This is a genomic window from Allobosea sp. Root483D1, assembly GCF_001429505.1.
Classification (GTDB): domain Bacteria; phylum Pseudomonadota; class Alphaproteobacteria; order Rhizobiales; family Beijerinckiaceae; genus Allobosea.
The window spans coordinates 138,482-157,570 of the sequence record NZ_LMJW01000017.1; the positions used below are offsets into that span (position 1 = coordinate 138,482).

At 61.0% G+C, this 19,089-nt stretch carries 20 protein-coding genes; 14 read left to right on the plus strand and 6 right to left on the minus strand.

Annotation, left to right across the window (positions count from 1 at the left end):
* The first annotated feature begins 10 nt into the window (after positions 1–10).
* The 4 genes from ASE66_RS15175 (at position 11) to ASE66_RS15190 (ending at position 3,367) form a co-directional block, all read left to right on the plus strand.
* The gene (locus ASE66_RS15175) at positions 11–973 is read left to right on the plus strand and encodes a DUF2950 domain-containing protein (RefSeq protein WP_057190535.1); all 963 of its coding nucleotides are present in this window, start codon (positions 11–13) and stop codon (positions 971–973) included.
* Positions 974–1,012: 39 nt separating this feature from the next.
* Positions 1,013–1,303 (plus strand): HdeA/HdeB family chaperone, encoded by a 291-nt coding sequence (locus tag ASE66_RS15180; protein WP_162262493.1) that lies wholly within the window; start codon positions 1,013–1,015, stop codon positions 1,301–1,303.
* A gap of 20 nt (positions 1,304–1,323) precedes the next feature.
* Positions 1,324–1,614, plus strand: a complete 291-nt coding sequence (locus ASE66_RS15185; protein WP_057190537.1) for an HdeA/HdeB family chaperone — start codon at positions 1,324–1,326, stop codon at positions 1,612–1,614.
* A 100-nt stretch (positions 1,615–1,714) separates the two neighbouring features.
* Positions 1,715–3,367: a SulP family inorganic anion transporter gene (locus ASE66_RS15190; protein WP_156412177.1), complete on the plus strand. Its 1,653-nt coding sequence runs from the start codon at positions 1,715–1,717 to the stop codon at positions 3,365–3,367.
* A 15-nt stretch (positions 3,368–3,382) separates the two neighbouring features.
* On the opposite strand, the gene ASE66_RS15195 is transcribed toward ASE66_RS15190, so the two are convergent.
* The 4 genes from ASE66_RS15195 to ASE66_RS15210 form a co-directional block, all read right to left on the minus strand.
* A complete protein-coding gene (locus ASE66_RS15195) occupies positions 3,383–4,036 on the minus strand; it encodes a hypothetical protein (RefSeq protein WP_057190539.1) in 654 nt (217 codons plus the stop codon).
* Positions 4,037–4,076: 40 nt separating this feature from the next.
* Positions 4,077–4,751, minus strand: a complete 675-nt coding sequence (locus ASE66_RS15200; RefSeq protein WP_244494934.1) for a response regulator transcription factor — start codon at positions 4,749–4,751, stop codon at positions 4,077–4,079.
* A complete protein-coding gene (locus ASE66_RS15205) occupies positions 4,751–5,233 on the minus strand; it encodes a hypothetical protein (protein WP_156412171.1) in 483 nt (160 codons plus the stop codon). Before ASE66_RS15205 ends, ASE66_RS15200 begins: the two co-directional genes overlap by 1 nt.
* A 251-nt stretch (positions 5,234–5,484) precedes the next feature.
* Positions 5,485–7,335 carry an adenylate cyclase gene (locus tag ASE66_RS15210; protein WP_156412172.1) on the minus strand — a complete coding sequence of 617 codons (1,851 nt, stop codon included), beginning with the start codon at positions 7,333–7,335 and terminating at the stop codon, positions 5,485–5,487.
* A gap of 137 nt (positions 7,336–7,472) precedes the next feature.
* Here ASE66_RS15210 and ASE66_RS32115 point away from each other — a divergent pair, with 137 nt between their 5' ends.
* From ASE66_RS32115 to ppk2, 4 genes are all read left to right on the plus strand, one after another.
* Positions 7,473–7,712, plus strand: a complete 240-nt coding sequence (locus tag ASE66_RS32115) for a hypothetical protein (protein ID WP_156412173.1) — start codon at positions 7,473–7,475, stop codon at positions 7,710–7,712.
* Positions 7,713–7,785: 73 nt separating this feature from the next.
* Positions 7,786–8,367 (plus strand): hypothetical protein, encoded by a 582-nt coding sequence (locus ASE66_RS15215; RefSeq protein ID WP_057190543.1) that lies wholly within the window; start codon positions 7,786–7,788, stop codon positions 8,365–8,367.
* 77 nt (positions 8,368–8,444) lie between these two features.
* A complete protein-coding gene (locus ASE66_RS15220) occupies positions 8,445–8,933 on the plus strand; it encodes a hypothetical protein (RefSeq protein ID WP_057190544.1) in 489 nt (162 codons plus the stop codon).
* Between the two features lie 19 nt (positions 8,934–8,952).
* The gene (gene ppk2, locus ASE66_RS15225) at positions 8,953–9,744 is read left to right on the plus strand and encodes a polyphosphate kinase 2 (protein WP_057190545.1); all 792 of its coding nucleotides are present in this window, start codon (positions 8,953–8,955) and stop codon (positions 9,742–9,744) included.
* Positions 9,745–9,847: 103 nt separating this feature from the next.
* Here ppk2 and ASE66_RS15230 read toward each other — a convergent pair whose 3' ends face one another.
* Positions 9,848–11,032 (minus strand): hypothetical protein, encoded by a 1,185-nt coding sequence (locus tag ASE66_RS15230; RefSeq protein WP_413814269.1) that lies wholly within the window; start codon positions 11,030–11,032, stop codon positions 9,848–9,850.
* Positions 10,927–12,006 carry a DNA helicase I gene (locus tag ASE66_RS32120; RefSeq protein WP_156412175.1) on the minus strand — a complete coding sequence of 360 codons (1,080 nt, stop codon included), beginning with the start codon at positions 12,004–12,006 and terminating at the stop codon, positions 10,927–10,929. Before ASE66_RS32120 ends, ASE66_RS15230 begins: the two co-directional genes overlap by 106 nt.
* A gap of 923 nt (positions 12,007–12,929) precedes the next feature.
* On the opposite strand from ASE66_RS32120, the gene ASE66_RS31415 reads away from it, so the two are divergent.
* The 6 genes from ASE66_RS31415 (at position 12,930) to ASE66_RS15275 (ending at position 19,070) form a co-directional block, all read left to right on the plus strand.
* The gene (locus ASE66_RS31415) at positions 12,930–13,190 is read left to right on the plus strand and encodes a helix-turn-helix domain-containing protein (RefSeq protein ID WP_082613482.1); all 261 of its coding nucleotides are present in this window, start codon (positions 12,930–12,932) and stop codon (positions 13,188–13,190) included.
* Positions 13,187–14,029 (plus strand): hypothetical protein, encoded by an 843-nt coding sequence (locus ASE66_RS15255; RefSeq protein ID WP_057190551.1) that lies wholly within the window; start codon positions 13,187–13,189, stop codon positions 14,027–14,029. The genes ASE66_RS31415 and ASE66_RS15255 overlap by 4 nt, the downstream gene beginning before the upstream one ends.
* 252 nt (positions 14,030–14,281) lie before the next feature.
* Entirely contained in the window at positions 14,282–14,461 is a 180-nt protein-coding gene (locus tag ASE66_RS15260) for a helix-turn-helix domain-containing protein (RefSeq protein WP_057190552.1), read from the plus strand.
* A gap of 171 nt (positions 14,462–14,632) precedes the next feature.
* On the plus strand, positions 14,633–16,384 hold the full coding sequence (locus ASE66_RS15265) for a site-specific integrase (protein ID WP_057190553.1): 1,752 nt from the start codon (positions 14,633–14,635) through the stop codon (positions 16,382–16,384).
* Complete coding sequence (locus tag ASE66_RS15270; RefSeq protein WP_057190554.1) at positions 16,381–17,445, plus strand: site-specific integrase; 1,065 nt, start codon at positions 16,381–16,383, stop codon at positions 17,443–17,445. Before ASE66_RS15265 ends, ASE66_RS15270 begins: the two co-directional genes overlap by 4 nt.
* Positions 17,442–19,070 carry a recombinase family protein gene (locus ASE66_RS15275; protein WP_057190555.1) on the plus strand — a complete coding sequence of 543 codons (1,629 nt, stop codon included), beginning with the start codon at positions 17,442–17,444 and terminating at the stop codon, positions 19,068–19,070. The genes ASE66_RS15270 and ASE66_RS15275 overlap by 4 nt, the downstream gene beginning before the upstream one ends.
* Positions 19,071–19,089: the final 19 nt, after the last annotated feature.

Here is a 19,089-nt window from a genome sequence, read left to right on the forward strand (position 1 = left end):
GGCCGATGACATGCTGAGGCTTACAGCCCGTTCCGCCCGGCGCCTCCTATGTCCGGCGCTGGCGAGCTTCCTCGTCTCGATCGCGAGCGCCGAGGCGCAGGAGCTCTTCAAGACACCTGAGGACGCGGCCTCCGCGCTGGTCTCCGCCGCGCGCGACAACAATCTGCAGCGCCTGTATTCGATTCTCGGAGCCAATGGTCCGAAGATCGCATCGTCCGGTGACCGCGTGCTGGACGCCGCAGACCGCCAGCGCTTCGCCTCGGCCTATGACAGCCGCCACTCGATCAACCAGCAGGGCAATTCCGCGACGCTCCTCATCGGCCAGGACGATTTCCCGTTCGCGATCCCGCTGGTGCGCGCCTTCGGTCACTGGAAGTTCGACACTCGGGTCGGATACCGCGAGATCACGCTGCGGCGGCTCGGTCGAAACGAGCTCAATGCGATTCAAACCTCCCTCGCCTTCATCGACGCCCAGCAAGACTATGCCGCGAAGGACCGCGGCCAGGGCGCCGGCACCTATGCACAACGGATCGTCAGCAGCGAAAAGGCGAAGGACGGCCTGTACTGGGAAGCGGCCCCCGGCGAGGAGGAAAGCCCGCTCGGCAGGCTCGCGGCAGATGCCGCCGCCGAAGGCTATCGGACGAGCCAGCGACCTCAGCCCTTCCACGGCTATTTCTACAAGGTTCTCAAGCGTCAGGGGAGTGCGGCCCCGGGCGGCGCGATCGACTACATCGTCGGCGGCAAGATGATCGGCGGCTTCGCGCTGCTTGCCTATCCAGCCGAATACGGCCGATCCGGGGTGATGAGCTTCATCACCAGCCACGCCGGGACGATCTACCAGAAGGACCTCGGTCCGGGCACCCGATACACGGCAGCGCGCATGACCCGCTTCGATCCCGGACGGGGCTGGGACAAGGTCTCGCCGGATGATCTCAAGCCAGCCGATGTCGGCACGGCAGGCAATCGACCCTAGCTCTCAGTTTCATCCAGTCATCAACGCAGGAGAATGAAGATGAAAGTAGCGTCTCTGGCTCTCTCAGCTACTCTCTGCTTCGGAACGAGCGTAGCCGAAGCGCAAGTCATGGTCGACATGTCCAAGATGACATGCGGGGATTATCGCAAGCTCCCGCCCAACACGGCAAAGGTCGTGACAGCCTGGATGAGCGGCTGGGCCAATCAAAAACGCGGCTTCAACAAGATCAACCTGACGGCACATCCGCAGAACGTCGCCGCGGTGGAACGCTACTGCAACTTCAATTCGAGCGCGACGCTGATGTCTGCGATCGAGAAGTCCCTGCCCTGAACGCGATGAGGAGACCGACCATGCTCAAGACGCCCCTCGCTGCAGCCGCCCTGGTTGTCGGCCTCCACCTGCCCGCGAGCGCCCAGGTCATCTTCGATATGAGCGTCGTGACCTGCAAGCAGTACACCGCCGCCAGCCGCGACCAGGCCGAACTCCTTGGAGCCTGGATGAGCGGTTACTTCAGCGCATCAAAGGACATCAATATGGTGGACTTCCGCTATATCGAGCGGAACGTGAAGAAAATCACGAGCTACTGCAAATCCCACCGGAACGAGACCTTGATGACAGCGGTCGAGAAAAACGCCCGTTGACGCTTGCGCCCCGGTCGAAGGGCGGCCAGGCACCGCCACTCTGGCGGCGCGCGTGTATCGTGCTTCTTCATTGGAGGCTCCGGTGATTGGTGGCATTCCGATGCTGGCCGGGCTGGCCGGCTACCAGCGGAGGTGGCTGCGGTTCGACATCACTGCAGGCCTCGCGGTCGCCGCGGTAGCCATTCCCAGCGCCGTCGCCTATCCGGCCATCGCGGGGCTTCCGGCCGAAACCGGCCTCTACGCGAGCATTCTGCCGCTTGTCGGCTACGCCTTGCTCGGCCCGTCGCGCAAACTGATCGTCGGCCCGGATGCCGCGACCATGACCGTCCTTGCCGCGGCGCTGGCGAGCCTGCAACTGCACGATTCTGCCGAGCGGGTCGGTGCGGCGGCGGCACTGGCACTGCTCGTCGGCCTGTTTTGCCTCGTCGCCAGCAAACTCAGCCTCGGCGTCGTTGCCGCGTTCCTGTCGCGCCCCATCCTGATCGGCTTCATCAGCGGCATTTCAATCTCGATCCTGGTTGGGCAGATCGGACGTTTCACTGGCGTGCGGATCGAGTCCGACGGCCTGCTGCCGCCGATACTGGAGATTATCCGCAAGGCGGCGCAGATTCATTGGCTCTCCGTTGGCTTTGCTGCAGCCATGCTCGCTCTTCTCGCATGGCTGGCGCATCTGCGCTCTCCGATCCCCGGTCCCCTGGTCGTGGTCGCGCTCGCAGGCTTGGCATCGGCGCTTTTCGATCTCGAAGGCCGGGGGATGAAGGTCATCGGCAGCCTGCCGGAAACGCTCCCGACGCTGAGTTTTCCGGACTTCTCGCAGCTGCCGTTCAGGGAGCTTATACTCGGCGCGGGGGCGATCTGGCTGGTGGGCGTGAGCTCCGGCCTCGTCGCAGCGCGCAGCTTTGGCGCCCGCGACCGGTTCGACGTCAACGCAAACCGGGAGCTCGACGGCATCGGGGCGGCCAATCTCCTCTCCGGCCTGTTCAGCGGCTTCCCCGTGACGGTCACCGATTCACGCACCGCCATCAACATGTCCGCGGGGGGCCGCTCGCAGCTCTCGGCGCTGGTGGCCGCCGCCACACTGACGATATTGCTGCTCTATCTTGGCGGCGCGCTACGCCTGCTGCCGACCCCCGCTCTTGGGGCGATCCTGGCTTTTGCCGCGCTCAGCCTGATCGACATGCAAGGGCTTCGCGAAACCTGGCGCATCAGCCGCATGGAATTCGTCTTCGCGTTCATCAGCATGTGGGGGGCGATCAGCCTCGGCGTGCTCAGCGGCGTCGTCATCGCGATCGCCGGCACCCTGCTCTATGTGTTGCTGAACGAAATGCGCCCTCGCGAAGCAATGCTGGGGCGAATTCCCGGCCGGAGCGGCTTCTACAAGCTGCACCGATCGAAGGATGCCCGTCCGATACCGGGCATGGTCCTCTACATGATTCAGGGGAGCGTCCTCTTCTTCAACGCCGACTATGTCAGGTCGCGTATCCAGAGCATCGCGGACCAAGCGCCGCCGGGCACGAAATGGCTGGTACTCGATGCGAGTGCGATCGCGCGGATCGACTCGACCGGTGCCGTCATGTTCCGGGAATTGCATGGTGCTCTAGCCGAGAAAGGCCTGTTGTTGAGCTTCGCCGAGCTTCATGCCGATCCTCGCGATATACTCTCGCGCGCCGGCGTGCTCGAACCGCGGCGAGCCGATATGGTCTTCGAGGATCTGGAGGACGCCTGTCGCGCTTTCGAGGTCCGGACGTGCTGACGGATTCAGCGCGGCTTAATCCGCCTGCAGGTCGCGTTCCCTGACGAGAATATCGGCGCTGACGACCAGCGCCCACAGCGGAAAAATCAGGAAACTCCAGTCCACGACATGGCTGCCGAACAGGATGAAGGCAGCGGCGACGTATCCGGCCAGCGCCGTCCAGCGCGCCGTGATCCCGGTGCGCAGCAGGATCGTCGAAGCCGTCAGCAGGAAAACCCCGGCCATTTTCACCGCATAGATGCTGGCGAGGTTATAGGCGAACGACCGTGCCCAGATGAAGGTCACCGAGCCGGTGAGCTCGCGAGGCAGGGCCGTATGGGCGACCAGGATCGCGCCAATGGCGGAGGCTGCGGTGAAGAGCAGCGCGACGAAGAGGAGCCCGCTCCCGAGAAAGACCGTGGCGAACAGCTTGTGCTCCTGCGCGCCCAGCTTGTCGCGCAGCACCCCCATGAACCACAGAAAGGCGATGCCGGCGAAGGGGATCAGGTTCAGCGCCAGCGCGACTTTCCAGGCCTGCGCCCTGAGCCAATCGCCAGGATCGCGTGGATGCACCCGCAAGGTCTGCAGCATCAGAAAGATCGACGTCAGCAGCAGGACCGAAAACAGGATTCCAGCCACTGCGGCGGCTCGCGGCGTCTTCAGTCCAGCGGGTGCACCCTGAAACGACACGGCGTGCTCCTGTCAGCTCCACCGCCCGCGAGCTCTTGCGTTATGCGCCCACGTTTCGCAGCAAACCGAGCCGTTCGGCACAGGACACCAGCTCGGCCACGGAGCGGACCTCCATCTTCTCCATCACCTTGTGGCGGTGGGCCTTCACTGTCCGCTCGGTGGTGCCGAGCTCGAAGGCGATTTGCTTGTTCATCTTGCCGCGGACCACGAGGTCGAAGGCCTCGCGCTCTCGCGGTGTCAGCTGCTTCAGCCGCGCCAGACGCTGCCTTGCCCAGCATTCCTGCGCGCTGACGAGGCGGTGGCGCGCGATGACCCGGTCGATGGCGTCGATGAACTCGTCATACTCCACTGGCTTCGGCAGGAAGTCTTCGGCGCCGGCCCTGATCGCCCGAACGGTCGTGCGGATATCGCTGTCACCCGCCAGGAAGATCACCGGCAGGCTCGAGCCCGCCGCGATCAGGCGATCGCGAAGACCGGGACCGCCGACACCCGGAATCTGGACGTCGATGACGATGCAGCTTTCAACGCTGCTGTCAGGAAGATGGCTCAGAATCTCATCTGCGCTGCGATAAGCCTGAATCCGGTATCCTGACGCCTCGAGAACCGGGCCGATCCTCGCCTGGAAGGCCGCATCATTGTCGACGAGATGTACAAGGGCCATCATATCCCCCTTATTCGTCGTGCTGCTTGCAGGGCGCCGGGCCGATGTCGCCATCATGGCGCGCGCCCAAGCGAGATCCGCTGATCAGGGACTCTGCCGCGATCCGTCGTGGTCAGATCCTGCAGACCACAGCGCTTGTACTTCGCAGCGACGCCGCCATCGGACGTGGAGTAGCGATGCAGGCCGCCATCCGGCATCGGCGCGAGAATGGCATGGGCGGTGTCGCTCGTGATCGAGGTCGTGCAATGGAGGGTCAGGGCCTGCCGGTCACCCGTCACCAGGACCTTGACGATCCGGCGGGTCGCGAGCGAAGTCGACAGTCGCCTGCCGGTGATGATGAAGGCTGGGATGAAGGCATTCGCGGGCCGCTTGAAGCCGATGCCATTGCGCGTGGGAGCAAAAACACTGCCGCAGGCAAGGTCGCCATCAAGCCAGGCCCCCTGAAGATCGCGCGTCTGCGCCAGGGCATCAGGCACCGGCGCAAACATGGCGATGGGAAGCAGGTGCAGCGCCGCACGACGAAGTATTGCGATCATGGCTCCCTCCGCGCCAGCTGCGACATCGCCCGCTTGCGATGCGCCCGCATCGGCGAGCATCTCATCAATGCGTGTCGGGCCCCCGCGAAACATCATCGCGCCTCCGTCCGATCACATGCGACCGGCCGTTCCCCCGACTGGTGCGTTCGGCAGCACTCAAGGCCGCATCGCCCCCTTGCAGGTAGTATTTTACGGTACGCTACGCGATCGGAGCTCATGATTGATCGCAAGCTCGAGGTCGCAGCCCCGGGCTATTTTCTCGCGTCGACGATGTGCGACTTGACCGGAAAGCCGGCGAGGATGGCGGCTCGGATCAGAATGACACGATCCCTCGGGGTGAAGTTGCGCTTGTCGAGCTCACTCCCGAAGTCATCGAAGAATTTCGGGCGCAGCTTGAGAAACTGCACGCGGTTTGCCTCTGCCTCGCTGCTCAGCCCGGCACGCGCGAAAATCAGCGCGGCGACCAGATAATAAATCGGAAAGCGCCGCAGATCGGCTCGGCGGATCAGGTCGACCGCTTTCTTGTCGTCATTCTGCATATAGGCTGCGAAGGCTAAAATCCCGACATAGTAGTCGGCATGGCCGGGATTGCGCGCCATGGCCTCCTCGAGCAGAGCAGCGCCGCGTTGCCACTCTCCGGCCTGGGCGATGCGGCTGCCGAATTCGCCGAGCAGCTCGGTATCGTTCGGATTGATCGCAAGCGCCTGGTTGCCGATACGAAGTGCCGCGGCGGGTTCCTTGAGGAGAAACAGGACCGTCATCAGCGCCTGCAGGGCACGGACGTTCTGGGGCTCCAAGCGGACGGCATGCTGCGCCGCCTCACGAGCTCGCTCGACTGGCGTGGGTGAGCCAGGGCGTCGGTTCAGTTCGAAGCGATCCTCATCGAGATAGAGAAAGGACAGCATCGCCCAGCCCGTGGCATAATCGGGATAGAGCACAGTCATCCGCTCGAGGCACTCCCGCGTCGGCAGATGTTCGCGTGGGTCCAGCGTGTTTCGATAGCGATAGAAGCGGAACGAGCATTGGTAGGCTTCAAAGCTCGGCAGGCGGCTTTCGCGCGAGGAAGCCATCTGTCTGAAGAGGATACCGTAGGGCTGTGCGACGGCGGTAGCGACCTTGGAAGCAACATTCATCTCAATATCGACAATGCCGCTGGTCCGCAGATCGGCATCATAGGCATCGGACCAGATGACTGTTGCGGTCTCGCCGTCTAGGACGCGGCTGGTGATTCTGAGCCTGCCGTTAGAAACGCGGACGCTTCCTTCCAGGGTGAAACGGTTGCCGAATTTGCGGCGGATCTCCGCCGCGGACACGCCGTCAGGCACCGCGCCGGCCGTCTCGCGCCCGAAAACAGTCAATTCCTTGAAGCGGGCCAGCTGCGCGAGGATCTCTTCGGAAAAGCCAGCCGCATAGACATCCCCTTCCGGATCACCGGAGAGGTTGATGAAGGGCCTGACGATGATGGACGGCCCGGTCACGGCTACCCGTTCCTTTCGAGCTGCCGGCAAAATCGTCAGGTCTGATGTCCGGGCGAAGTTCCAGCCCAAGCCGATCATCAGCGCGATTGTGGCGCCGACGAACCAACGGTGCTTCAGCCAGTCGACTGCAAGAGCGAAAAACTGCGCAGCCCGCAGCGCGACGGACGAAGGCCGAAGGGCGGCCAGCTCCAATTGGCTCGATGACTGTTGCAGCTCCGCCTCGCCTGGATTGTCCATGCGGCGGCAGAAGCGGGGTGCGTAACCACCCTTGGGAATCTCGATCAGGATCGGGTCGAGGCCGCCCGCCAGCAGATAGTAGCGTTCCAGCGCGCGCCTCAGTCGGCCGGCTTCAATACGCACAACGGGATCGTTCTGAATGTCGAAGTTGATGTCCCTGCCGAAAACCTCGACCGCAATGGAGTAGGCCTTGATGCGGTCCGCATGGCCTGCGAGCGCCTGCTCGACCACGTATGACAGAAACCGCCGCAAGCGTTCTGGCACGCTGAACTCCGCATTATTTAAAATGCGAGCGAGTTGAGCGCGAATATCTGCTTCACCAACACCAAGCACCGGTAAAGCTCCCGGCGCTTCACTTATGCTAAGTCCTATCTCTGGCCGCTCCATGGAATCGATCCTCCCGGGCGAAAATCCAGTTAAATAGCCTTCATTTCCAAAGGTAATGTCGCGTAACCTCCCGTTATTTACTCCCGCCCGGCCCGCCGCGCCACATAATTGTGCCTCTTTCACGGGGGTGCCTTCTCATGGATCGAGGCATTCTGGCTGCCCTTAGGCTTCTGCCGAACCACAAGAAGTCGATCCAGGAATTGATGCTTCGGAATGAGAATTTCCGTGCGTTGTGCGCGGACTTGGCCGAAGCAGAATTTGCGCTGGAGCGCTGGGAAAACTCTAAATTTCCAGAAAAAGAGGCGCATTGCGCTGAATACAGGCTCATCATCATTGGTCTTGAAGCTGAAATTCGGCAAACTATCCGCGATCGATAGCCTTTTGAATTAGGAATTCAACTCCGATCTGACATGTTTTCTGCGTGAGATTTACAAATTGGAGATTCTCGCCATGTCGAAACACATCAACTGGATCTTCGCCCTAGCTGTGATGTCAGCGGCTTCCGGCTGTGCTCCGTACCCGCTGGTCAGCAGCGAGACGGTGGTGGTCGCCGGCGTCGGCCCGGTCGAAGTCGAGCGCCTCAATGTCAGGGTGGTATCGGTCAACCGGGCCGCTCGCTCGGTGGTCGTCGCGCAGGGACGCCACCAATGGCTGGTCAGCGTTCCCCCGATCTTCGGCGATCTGCGCCGGGTTCGTGCCGGGGACATGGTAGAAATCAGCCGGATCGAGGGGGCTGCCGTGGATGTCCGGCGCAGCCGGCGCGGCGACCGACCCGGCATCACCTATAGGGAGGCGGTCAGCGGTCCGCCATTCCACAATCTGCCCGACAAATACGTCGTGCGGGCGGTAACCCTGACGGCCCGGTTCGAGCGCTTCGACCCGGCCAGCAATATCGTGAGCTATGTCGGCCCCCTTGGCCCACGCTCGCTCACCGTCGCCGACCCCGCGGTCAGGGCGGAATTGCAGACCTTCGGACGCGGCGACATGGTCGATCTCACCTTCGCCGAAGCTTTCCACATCACGCTCAACTGACAGGCTCTGGAGCCGTCAGGCGACGGCGGAAGCCGAACCAGACATTGCGATCACTAACCGTGAAGGAGACGCGGGCCATGTCGAGAGTCAGCGATCCGGCCAAGGCGAGCATCCTCGCCGACGAGAGCTTCATGTCGGCGGATGATCTCCGCTCCTACATGACCGACCTGGAGATGGCCAAGGCCTCCAAGATGCTGGCAAGCATGGACAAGGCCGAGGAGGCGAGGAAGAAGCTCGTCGCCTCCCTGCAGCAGGAGATCGCCGTCACACCTGCCAAGATCGCCGAGATCAAACAAAGCCTCGCGACGAAGACACGCGCGGCGGCCGAACGCGGCGAGCAAGACGTCCTGGTCATGCGCTTCCCGAGCGCGCTCTGCACGGACAAGGGCAGAGCGATCAACAATGCCGAGCCGGACTGGCCCGATACCCTCACGGGGAGGCCGCGACAGGCCTACGAATTCTGGAAGGAGCATTTGCAGCCGGCAAAGTACAAGCTGCGCGCGATGATCATCGACTGGCCGGGAGGCATGCCGGGCGATGTCGCATTCTTCCTGAGCTGGTCTTGATGGCGGGGAGGATTTTACCATGGAAGCGCATGTCGGCGAGCCGCTGAACCGTAAGCGCTACGAACGAAAACTCCGAGAGCTGCACGCCGAACTGGTGAAACTCCAGGAATGGACGAAGCATGCAGGCGCCAAGATCTGCATCGTCTTCGAGGGGCGCGATGGCGCCGGAAAGGGCGGCGTCATCAAGGCGCTGACCGAGCGCGTTAGCCCCAGAGTGTTCCGGGTGGTGGCGCTGCCGCCGCCGACAGAGCGTGAAAAATCGCAGATGTACGTCCAGCGCTATCTGCCGCATCTGCCGGCGGCCGGTGAGATCGTGATCTTCGATCGCAGCTGGTACAACCGCGCTGGCGTCGAGCGGGTCATGGGCTTTTGCAGCGAAGAGCAAGCCAAGAGCTTTCTCGAGGTCGTCCCGAACGTCGAGAAGGCGATCGTCGAATCCGGCGCGACCCTGCTGAAATACTGGCTTGAAGTAGGTCAGAAGGAGCAAACCAAGCGCATGGAGGAGCGGATCAACGATCCGCGCAAGATCTGGAAGCTGTCGCCGATGGATCTGGAATCATACAGCCGCTGGTATGACTACTCGCGAGCCCGGGACGAGATGTTCCGCTCGACCGATACGGCATGGGCGCCGTGGTTTGCGGTCCATTCGGACGACAAGCGACGAACACGCCTGAACATCATCTCGCACATCCTCGCCTCGATTCCTTACGAAGCGCCGCCCCGCGAGAAGATCAAGCTTCCGAAGAGACAGAAATCGAAGGGATACGAGGAGCCTGATTTGGCCAGGAACTGGGTGCCGGACATAGCCTGAAGCTGCGGATTCAGGCGTTGATCTACCGATCCGGACGCTCGTTTTTCGCAGCCATTGAAGCTTACCTGATCCAGCAGCATATCATGGCCCGTCGCAAAAGCAGCTATTGCAGGACGTGATCGAGGACCGCAACGAGGAGGGCACGGTGCTTGATTGGTTCGTTCACCGCGTGTTGCGAGCGGCGGGCGTCGTCGCGGAATGGTTTCTGCCCACCGGTCATAAGCAATTCGGTCTCATCCAGCTGGGCGCGGCGCTTCTTCTCGTCACCGCAATCATCGCATTGGCGGCATGCTTGCCAAAAATCCGCGCTCGACGCGGCCGAGGCAGCATTGATGATCGAACCTGATGAGCGGATCGGACTTGCGCGGTCACTGACGATACAATCGCCGCGCCGCGCGGTGTCGTTCTTGCGGTCCGACATCGACGCCGGCCGCAGCCCGGTGATCCCTATCCTCACCGGGATCGCCGACGGGCTCGGGGAAGAGGGCTTCGACGACGAAACCTCCGATTTTTTGCTGCGGCTCGGTATCGCGGACTTCGATGAACCTATCGCGAGCGCGGCGAGGAGCACGGAATCGCTCCAGGAGCTTGGCTCCTCGATCCTCTCCAGTGCCAGAAGCGTGGGCGCCGATCGCTTTCTGGCGTCAACGCTAACGAGCCGCGACCAGGGATGCCGTTCCGGCTTCGATGCTCCGTCCACTCGCCTGCCGGACCAATCGGAGAAACGGGCCCGAGCTCCCTTCGGCGCGAAAACCAGGTCGAACGGCCGTCCCTCGATCTTGCGCGGAGCGAGCGCATAGGTGGAAATGGAGAAACTCTGCTTAAGCGCGGGCAAGAACGCCGCGAGAAGTCGCTCGACGATCGGCTCGGCCTCCGCGCAGTCGAAGACGACGATGGGGTGGCGTATCTGGAAAAACAAAGCCTCCACCAATTCCGCTCGCCTTGGATCCGAGACCGGCACGGACGCAGGGGAAGAGGTGGCCGGCGCCAGCCTTGCCAGCTTCTCGTCGAAATCAACCGGGACCAACAGCGGCAGGACTTGGCGAATGCCGTCCATGGATAGCCAGCGCGCGGTCGGCACGATCAGGCTTCGCGTTCGTACGCAACCCGACCTCGGAGCGGCTGTTTCCTGCCAAGTCCGCGCGACCACGTAATCGCTTCCGCTGGTCAATGGGTAGGCGGTCAGATAGGGCCTGAACGTCTCGCCCGGTCGCAGTTGCCCCCCGATGTCCGAGAGGCGGTCGACAAGATCCTGGTCTTCCCTAGGGAGGCGCTTCGTCGAGGCGATGAGTTGATGACCGCTTCGGTAGCCATGTATCTGTTGGTCGATGACGCGGCGACGATCAAGGGCGGGTCGGCGCGCTCCAGCGCGGCACGCACCCATTCCCCGGCGATCGCCGACAGAAGCATCGTCGTCTTTCCCGTGCCGGGCGGGCCGTTGACGGCGAGGATGTCGCCGTTCCGCGCTGTCGCCAGATGGGCGAGCACTTCGCGTTGATGGTCGGAAACCGAGAACTTGTCGCTGGAATGGCCAAGACGCTCCGCCAGCGGGAAAGGAGACATGCGCACGGGTTCGACGTCGCAAGCGGTCCTGCGCGCGAAATTCGCCAGAAGCGGGGTCTCCGGGGCGCCATGGATCAAGGCATCAGCCAAGTCGAGTATCTGCTTAACCGTCGCGGCCACCTCGGTTTCGGGTTGGATCAGGCCATGGCCTACGATCTGGTACTCAGGGTCCGAAGCCGGCCAGTTGCCGCCCACTTCGGCGATTATCTGCCGCCAATGGTCATGGTATTTTTGCCAGAGATCGGAATCTTCTTCTTTCGCGGGGAAGGGCTTGGCTGTCAGAAAGAGGTCGAGATCTGCAACACTACCGACCGAGAAAGCGCCGCGCGCAAGGGGATCGAGTATATCCCGCCCGATGACGCTGTGGCTGGGAATGATGCGGCCCTCACGTGTGACCTGTGCCTGGGTCACGATCGGGGTGACTTCGAGCGGCAGACCGTCTCCTCGCGATCTCGTGTGCCGAATCTTCCGGCGAACATGGAGCGGGCGGAGGCTGACCGCGATACGCCGTACATGGTCCGGTACATCTTTAAACAGGAAATCGACGGCCTCTCGCCCGAGGAGACCAGTTTCGTCTTCCTCGCGGGACAGGGCGTGAAATTCCCCGAGCATCTTGCTTGTTAAACAGGCGTCGCCGATCGCGCTATCGGCAATTGCCGACCGCCAATATTCTAAGATAGCCCGATCCGTTTTGACCATCGCCTAGCCAGGGTAATGAATTCGCCCTAGCGCCATCTCCCATAGGGTTGCCGAGCATTCAACATTTCCGTGGCATACACGCCGCGCGCCGAATGCCTGCGCGCGGTCTGAAGAGCTGCCTTACCGGACTTTTTGTGGACTGGCGTTAGCGGGAACGCTGCGGCGTGCGGCGGTCACTGTTCAGCACCGCGGGCTCTGGTTTCTGCCGCTACGTGAGTGCCTAACTGGGTCCAGAATGGCCATTCTGCCAGCAATGTTCGCTTCTGAGCAACGTGCAATGTCCGCACTTGCGCCCCTCGGAAGCGCAGTCAAAAGCTACTGGCCCGAGCAGCAGTCTTGATCGTTCGGTTCAACCCAATTCTGGAAATCATGCCCACCAAGGTCGCGATAGCAACGCAGACGGGCAGAGATATTAGCCAGCGCCATATTCCGATCGGCTGCTCAGGCATCCCCAATTGTACTGCCGCATCGAATAGAATGACGGGAACACCAATGAGCAGAAGAGCGCCACTTATCCACGTACTCAGGATGGCCCCGGCCATGCTGCTGGAATCGCCTTCGTAACGAGTCCGAAGACTCCAGACAGCCCACTGCCCAATTAGGTACGCAGCGATCGCCGCCAAGATGGACGAAGCGCCTGTGAACAAGACGTGCGCGCCGCCAGAGGGTTGGCCGGCGTGTGAGATTGCGGCCGCGCAGAAGATAAACATCGCTATCGCCGCGTTTCGAGCCCATCTCAGAGGCAGTGCGTTGAGCCACATGGCAGCCGCCTCGCTCGTTGCCTTAAGCACCGGGTCACCGGAGGCCTGCCTACTGTGGTAATTCACCGCGCTCTCCGGCTATCTAAAATCCGATTATCAAATATCTAATTTTTGGATTTTTCTGTCAATCCCCTACCCATGCGCCGATCCCTCAGGGCGCTCATGGCCGCAACTTTCCGTTCAGCTCGACATCAACGGTTGGCGGAACTGCTCGCAGAATACCGGCAGCGAGCCGGGCTGCACCAAGCTGACGTAGCCAGGCAACTGGGTCGTCACCAGCCGTTCATCGCCAACATTGAAAGCGGTCAGCGTCGAGTTGACGTGACAGAATTTCTCCAGCTCGCAAAGGCGATTGGATTCGATCCGCATACGGCGCTGGCCGCACTAATCGCCATTGATGAAAATGACAATATAACAACATGAGATATGCCCTTAAGTATGACGTGAGGCCTAGCCTGCGGATGCTTGCTGACGAAATTGATCTGTCACAGATATTGCATCCGCTTATTTGCGAAGGAGCCACTGATTTAATTACTTACGACTGGAATATTCCTTCATTCTATTCTCACGGAGATTACTATCTTTTCCTCGATAACCTCAGATCAGACCAATGGCGGTGGGAATTTTTGAGGCGTAACATACTTTACCGATTGATGTGGTGCTTCCGAGAAAGCAATCGCTTCGATTTGGCTTTTCGCTCTTTCGAGGGTGATCGCGACGTTTTTTTTGCAAAGCTCGTTTTCAAGCTTTTTGGCCTTCGCAATTTCCCTGATCCGCGCATTTCTTCGATAGCCTTCATTAAGCTGGAAAAAATTAATCCGCCGAGTTTCCCGATGTTTCTCGACAATAATCCAAACAATGAACCCAGATTTTCGGATTTTGATTTTGAAGAATTGGTTTTTACTCAAATTGAAGAAATAATTAAACATCAGAAACTGAACAAAGGCACGGTATTTATTGCAATTGATCCACACGGGGATATCCAGAAACAGATCAAGAAAATCGGATCCTATTTTTCGCCAGACCTGGACCAAGAAGCGAACATGAGGGCAAAAGCCCGGCGGGAAGATGAAGTTCAGCGGAAGACCCGTTCGATGTGGCTGCTATATCTCAAGGTCCTGGACGCTCGTGACAGCTACGCGAGCTGGTCCAAAATTGCACAGCTTCTCCCTGCAAAAGAGGTGGCCTCTCGCAAGCACGCCGCGCGCGATACCTGGGATGCAGCGGACCGTATTCGACGCAACTTTGCCAGTGTGATTTAGCGACCGGCCTTCTTTCCCAATTTCTCTCCTCGATGACATCCGGCACTCCTGCTCACGGAGGTATCGTGATGTCGAGCCAGAAGCATCAATGTCCGCCGACGCGGATTAATAACCCTTCGCCCGGGCCGTCAGATGCCTCCTCTGGTCAGGTGGTATTAGCGCGCCTGGCGCGACTGCTTGGGCGACAGGAAGCCAAGGCGGGGCACGAGAGGCCTGCGTATTCGATAGGCCGCGCCACGGGCAGGTCCTTCAATGAGTAAGCCTCTTCCCGCGTTGCTGACCCTGCCGGACGTCGCCGAGCGCTGGAAGATGAGCGTCAAATCCGTCCGGCGCCTCATAGCAGCGAAGCGACTTGGCGTCATTCGCATCGGCAAGGCGTTACGCGTTTCGGAGGATGAGCTTGTCCGCTTCGAGCGTCAGAACTCCACGTGACTAGTGGCCATTGATGGCCACTGAAGTCTATCGAAATCAATGGTTTACCTGCCGTCGGGAAACTCCACCCGGCCGAACTCCGTAAGACCGAACGTGTGCTAATTCCCGATTCGGTACGCACGTCACCCAGCTTCCGCTTCTGTCCACATCTGTCCACGAAGGGGCTTCCCGATGGAGCAGACTGCCTTTGATTTCTCATGGCCTGAGCCAGTTGAGAATCCGCCCGCCGCCACCTCCGAAAAGCACCGCACCGTGCATGTGCAGCCGGCGGAGACGATGGCCGATATTCACGCATGCGCCGCAGCGGATATCAGCTTGACGGACGGGCGCCGGCGCGACCTTCTGTCCGGGCTGAACCGGTTCGGAGCGATCGCCGGTCGCCCCCTTACCGAGATCCCCGCGACGGCCTCTGCGATACGCGCAGTGTTTGCCGAGGCGAAGCCGATCAGGCTTGGCATCAAGCGCAAGACGCTTCAAACGCTTCGCTCGAGCGTCGCTTTTGCGGTGAATCAGTTTGCCCCGGCCCGCAAGACCAGCAGTTCGGCCGTGAAGGAGAACTGGAACGCGGAATGGGCCGCCTTGATCGGCCTGATCCAGACGCCTTTCCGGCGCCACGCTCTTTCGCGATTCGCCGAGTTCTGCTCCCAACAGGCAATCTCGCCGGCAGACGTCATGCCTGAGACGCTCGCGGGCTTCTATCTTGCCTTGACCGAAGCCGAGATCGTGAAGGAGCCGAAGAACATTGTTCACGGCACGATTTCGAGCTGGAACCGAGCTGCCCGGGATATCCCTTCCTGGCCGCAGATCCGCTTGAGCTCCCCAACGAAGCCGACGCCCTACGTGTTGCCGCTCTCGGCTTTTCCGCAGGGTTTCCAATCGGACCTCGCCAACTGGGAAAAGGGGGTTTCGGCGAAGCCTAAGGCGGCTTCGATCTTCAGCGCAGAAGAGCTGCTTCGCCCGCTTCGACAGGATACGATCAAGAGCCATCTCCTCTTGTTCCGACAGGTTGCGACGGCGCTCGTGAAGTCCGGTACGATGAAGCTGGATGAGATCGACAGCCTTGCCGAGCTCTGCGATCCCGACAAGCTGAAGGTCGCGCTGGAATTCGAGTATGAGCGCCTTGGGGGGAAGGAGCGGCGGGTGCTCGAGATGGCGAGCAAGCTGCGTGTGCTAGCTAAGCACTTTGCCAAGCTGAGCCCTGACCAGATCGCCAAATTCGACCAACTGTGCGCCAACCGCCCCAAGCGTCAGAATCATATCACCGATAAGAATCGGGAGCGGCTCAGTCAGTTTGATGATCCCGCGAACTACGCTTTGCTGCTGAGCGTTCCTGCGCGGCTGGCAAAGGAGGCGCGGCAGACGGCCAATGCTTACCGTGCCGCTAAGCTGATGGAGCAGGCCGTCGCGGTATCGATCTTGTTGAGGGTAGCACCTCGCCTCGCAACACTCCGTCGCCTCGAGCTTGGCTGGTTCAAGCGTCAGGCTGACAGCTCCTTCGTCTTGATTATTCCGCCGGGGGTCATGAAGGGCGGGCGCCCCCTGGAGCTGACCCTGAATGCCGAATTTGCCGGACTGCTCGACGAGCATACCGAGCGTTTTCGCTCCGCACTTCCCGGCGCGTCGGGCTCGTACCTGTTCCCTGGCGAGAGTTCTGGCCCTCGGTCTAAGAACGCCATGTACGAGCAGATTGTCGATGCGGGACGAGAGGTCGGTCTCGATATTAACCCACACCTCTTTCGCCACCTCCTGCAGAAGGTTTGCGTAGAGCGAGACCCGTCGTCTGTGGGTGACGTTTCCAAAGTGCTCGGGCACGCGTCGATTTCGACGACCGTCATATTCTATGCCGACCGTAACGGTAAGGCTGCCAGCAAGCGCCTTGACCAATTGCTCTCGAATGCGAAAGACGCGGAGCTCCCGAAATGAGCCGCCGTCTCATCGATCCCTCTCGCAAGTCGATGCCGTTTCAAGAGTGGCCTGACACTGACAAGGCGCACTGGCACTTGGCCACGAATAAGCGCACCCTGTTCAACGGAGTGGGGAAAGGCGCGCATTGGCGTCCTCGCACCAAGAAGACCAATATCCAGAACTATGGTCGTTTTCTCGGCTATCTCGCATGGTCGGGACAGTTGGAAGCGGAGAAGTGCCCGGCGGACCGCGCTACTCGTTCAGTGGTGGAGGCGTACTACGAGCACCTGGCTTCTATCGTTAAGCCGATTTCGCAGCTGTCTCTACTCGTCGGCCTCAAGGTGACGCTTCAGGCCATGCACCCGAGCATCAGTTGGCGCTGGCTACAGGATGCCTGCAACAGACTGCAGACTATCGCGTCAGCCGAGCGTGACGTCTGCCGCGAACTGCCGTGTATCGTTAAAATGGATCAGTTGGCGCATCAGGAGCTCGCTGATGCCAGATCTGATCTAGATGTGGAAGGCTACTCGCCATATAGGACCGCTCGCTTCCGCGATGCACTGCAGCTTGCGCTGCTCATCCGCCGCCCGCTGCGATCGACCAATTTCTCCAATTTGCGGATCGGGCACGAGCTCAATCAGTCGGGTTCTGAATGGACCATCACGATCTCCGGCGATCAAACGAAGAATGGTCGGCCAATCGAGATGCCCTTCCCACCAGCGCTCGTCGACGCGTTGAACTTCCATTTGGACTCCGTACGCCCGACATTTCCGTCTGCCCGCTCAGCCGATCATCTCTGGCTGTGCAAGTTTGGCGTGAACCGGAACACGTATTGGCTTCACGAACGCATCACTAATACTACGAAGCGGCTCACGGGCAGCTCGATCAATCCGCACATGTTCAGGGCAATGGGGGCAACCCTCTTGGCCGACGATGCCCCAGAGGACCTTTACGCCGCGGCGGATCTGCTGAGCCATCTGCACATGTCTACCACCGATCGCTATTACATCCGATCCCGCAATCTCGCCGCCAGCCGACGGGTCGACGCCTTGCTCACGCAAATTGGGAAAGCAGCATGAGAGCCGCCATCTACGCGCGCTATTCAAGCGAGAACCAGCGGGACGCCTCGATTGAGGATCAGATCGAGCTCTGCCGGCGCTATGCGGCGGCGCAGGGCTGGCAGGTCGTCGCGACCTTCAACGATCGGGCGATCTCTGGAATGACGGTCGATCGGATCGGGTATCGGAACCTGCTTGGGGAAGCCCACCGCGGCAAGTTCGACGTAATCGTGGTGGAGGCGCTCGATCGGCTATCACGCAAGCTCTCCGAGATCGCGCGAGTTCATGACGAACTGCAGTTCGCCCGCATCAGCTTGCACGCTGTCAGCCTGGGGCGGGTCGAGATGATGCATGTCGGTATGCTCGGAACGATGGCGCAGATCTATGTGGCGGACCTGCGCGAGAAGACGCGCCGCGGACAGCTTGGCCGGATCCTGCAAGGACGCGCCGCTTCCGGAAAGGCTTTCGGCTACGACATCGTGCCGGGAGCCGAGCGTGGCGAGCGCACAATCAACCATGCTGAGGCAGCAACCGTTCGCAGAATCTTTCAGTTGTTCGCTAACGGCGTGAGCCCACGAGGAATCGCCCACCGCCTCAATGACGAAGCCATTCCGGGGCCTGACAGGCGCCCATGGCTGGACACAACCATCCGCGGACAGAAGGAACGCGGTACCGGTATCCTGAACAACGAGCTCTACGCGGGAGAGCTGGTCTGGAACCGCTGCTCTTATGTAAAGGACCCGAGCACAGGTCGTAGGCTTGCCCGGCCCAATCCGTTGACGCAGTGGGAACGCAAGCGCGTACCCGAGCTTCGTATCGTCGACGAGGAACTCTGGAATGCGGTCAAGCGCCGCCAGGACGCCGTTGCTTTGGATATGGGCCGGGACGAGCAGGGCAATGCCCTGAACCGCGCGCATCGGCGACGGTACCTCCTCTCGGGCCTGCTCTCGTGCGGATGCTGTCGGGAGGGTTATACCCTAGTGGCTGCCGGCCGCTACGGCTGTGCGGGTCGGCGCTCTAAGGGCATCTGCATCAACGACCGCACCATTGGCCGGGTTGAGCTCGAGGAGCGTATCCTTGGCGCTCTCAAGCAGAGACTGCTCACGCCCGAGTTAGTCGCGGAGTTCTCCCGGGCGTATCAGGAGGAATGCAATCGTTCCGCAGCCGAGGCAGACGGCTTGCGTTCGACCGCCTCTGCGGCAATGGCCGCGGTACAGCGCAAGATCGACGGCATCATGAGCGCGATCGAGGAGGGCCTCTATCAACCGTCGATGAAACAGCGTCTGGCCGACCTGGAGGAAGAGAAGCGTTTGCTGAATGCCCGGCTGTCGGATGCCAGGGAGCCCTCCCCCGTCCGCGTCCATCCCAACCTCGCCGAAGCCTACCGACGCCGGGTCGCTGAGCTAGAGAGCCTGGTGGACGATCCAGAGCTACGCGATGAAGCAATGGAGGCCATTCGCTCGATGATCGAGCGCATTGTCGTTTCGCCGCGAGATGGCGGCGGCGTCACGCTTGAGTTGCACGGCGATCTCGCGCGGATTCTGGCTGTGTGCTCTGCGAACGCAAAAACCCCGCCTCAAGAGACGGGGTTTTCACTCTCAGTGGTTGCGGGGGCCAGATTTGAACTGACGACCTTCAGGTTATGAGCCTGACGAGCTACCGGGC

Excerpts from the sequence above, each read along its gene's own strand:
- ASE66_RS15175 (WP_057190535.1), top strand. The coding sequence starts at position 11 with ATGCTGAGGCTTACAGCCCGTTCCGCCCGGCGCCTCCTATGTCCGGCG.
- ASE66_RS15180 (WP_162262493.1), top strand. The coding sequence starts at position 1,013 with ATGAAAGTAGCGTCTCTGGCTCTCTCAGCTACTCTCTGCTTCGGAACG.
- ASE66_RS15185 (WP_057190537.1), top strand. The coding sequence starts at position 1,324 with ATGCTCAAGACGCCCCTCGCTGCAGCCGCCCTGGTTGTCGGCCTCCAC.
- ASE66_RS15190 (WP_156412177.1), top strand. The coding sequence starts at position 1,715 with ATGCTGGCCGGGCTGGCCGGCTACCAGCGGAGGTGGCTGCGGTTCGAC.
- ASE66_RS15200 (WP_244494934.1), bottom strand. The coding sequence starts at position 4,751 with ATGGCGACATCGGCCCGGCGCCCTGCAAGCAGCACGACGAATAAGGGG.
- ASE66_RS15205 (WP_156412171.1), bottom strand. The coding sequence starts at position 5,233 with ATGATCGCAATACTTCGTCGTGCGGCGCTGCACCTGCTTCCCATCGCC.
- ASE66_RS15210 (WP_156412172.1), bottom strand. The coding sequence starts at position 7,335 with ATGGAGCGGCCAGAGATAGGACTTAGCATAAGTGAAGCGCCGGGAGCT.
- ASE66_RS32115 (WP_156412173.1), top strand. The coding sequence starts at position 7,473 with ATGGATCGAGGCATTCTGGCTGCCCTTAGGCTTCTGCCGAACCACAAG.
- ASE66_RS15215 (WP_057190543.1), top strand. The coding sequence starts at position 7,786 with ATGTCGAAACACATCAACTGGATCTTCGCCCTAGCTGTGATGTCAGCG.
- ASE66_RS15220 (WP_057190544.1), top strand. The coding sequence starts at position 8,445 with ATGTCGAGAGTCAGCGATCCGGCCAAGGCGAGCATCCTCGCCGACGAG.
- ppk2 (WP_057190545.1), top strand. The coding sequence starts at position 8,953 with ATGGAAGCGCATGTCGGCGAGCCGCTGAACCGTAAGCGCTACGAACGA.
- ASE66_RS32120 (WP_156412175.1), bottom strand. The coding sequence starts at position 12,006 with ATGGTCAAAACGGATCGGGCTATCTTAGAATATTGGCGGTCGGCAATT.
- ASE66_RS31415 (WP_082613482.1), top strand. The coding sequence starts at position 12,930 with ATGGCCGCAACTTTCCGTTCAGCTCGACATCAACGGTTGGCGGAACTG.
- ASE66_RS15255 (WP_057190551.1), top strand. The coding sequence starts at position 13,187 with ATGAGATATGCCCTTAAGTATGACGTGAGGCCTAGCCTGCGGATGCTT.
- ASE66_RS15260 (WP_057190552.1), top strand. The coding sequence starts at position 14,282 with ATGAGTAAGCCTCTTCCCGCGTTGCTGACCCTGCCGGACGTCGCCGAG.
- ASE66_RS15265 (WP_057190553.1), top strand. The coding sequence starts at position 14,633 with ATGGAGCAGACTGCCTTTGATTTCTCATGGCCTGAGCCAGTTGAGAAT.
- ASE66_RS15270 (WP_057190554.1), top strand. The coding sequence starts at position 16,381 with ATGAGCCGCCGTCTCATCGATCCCTCTCGCAAGTCGATGCCGTTTCAA.
- ASE66_RS15275 (WP_057190555.1), top strand. The coding sequence starts at position 17,442 with ATGAGAGCCGCCATCTACGCGCGCTATTCAAGCGAGAACCAGCGGGAC.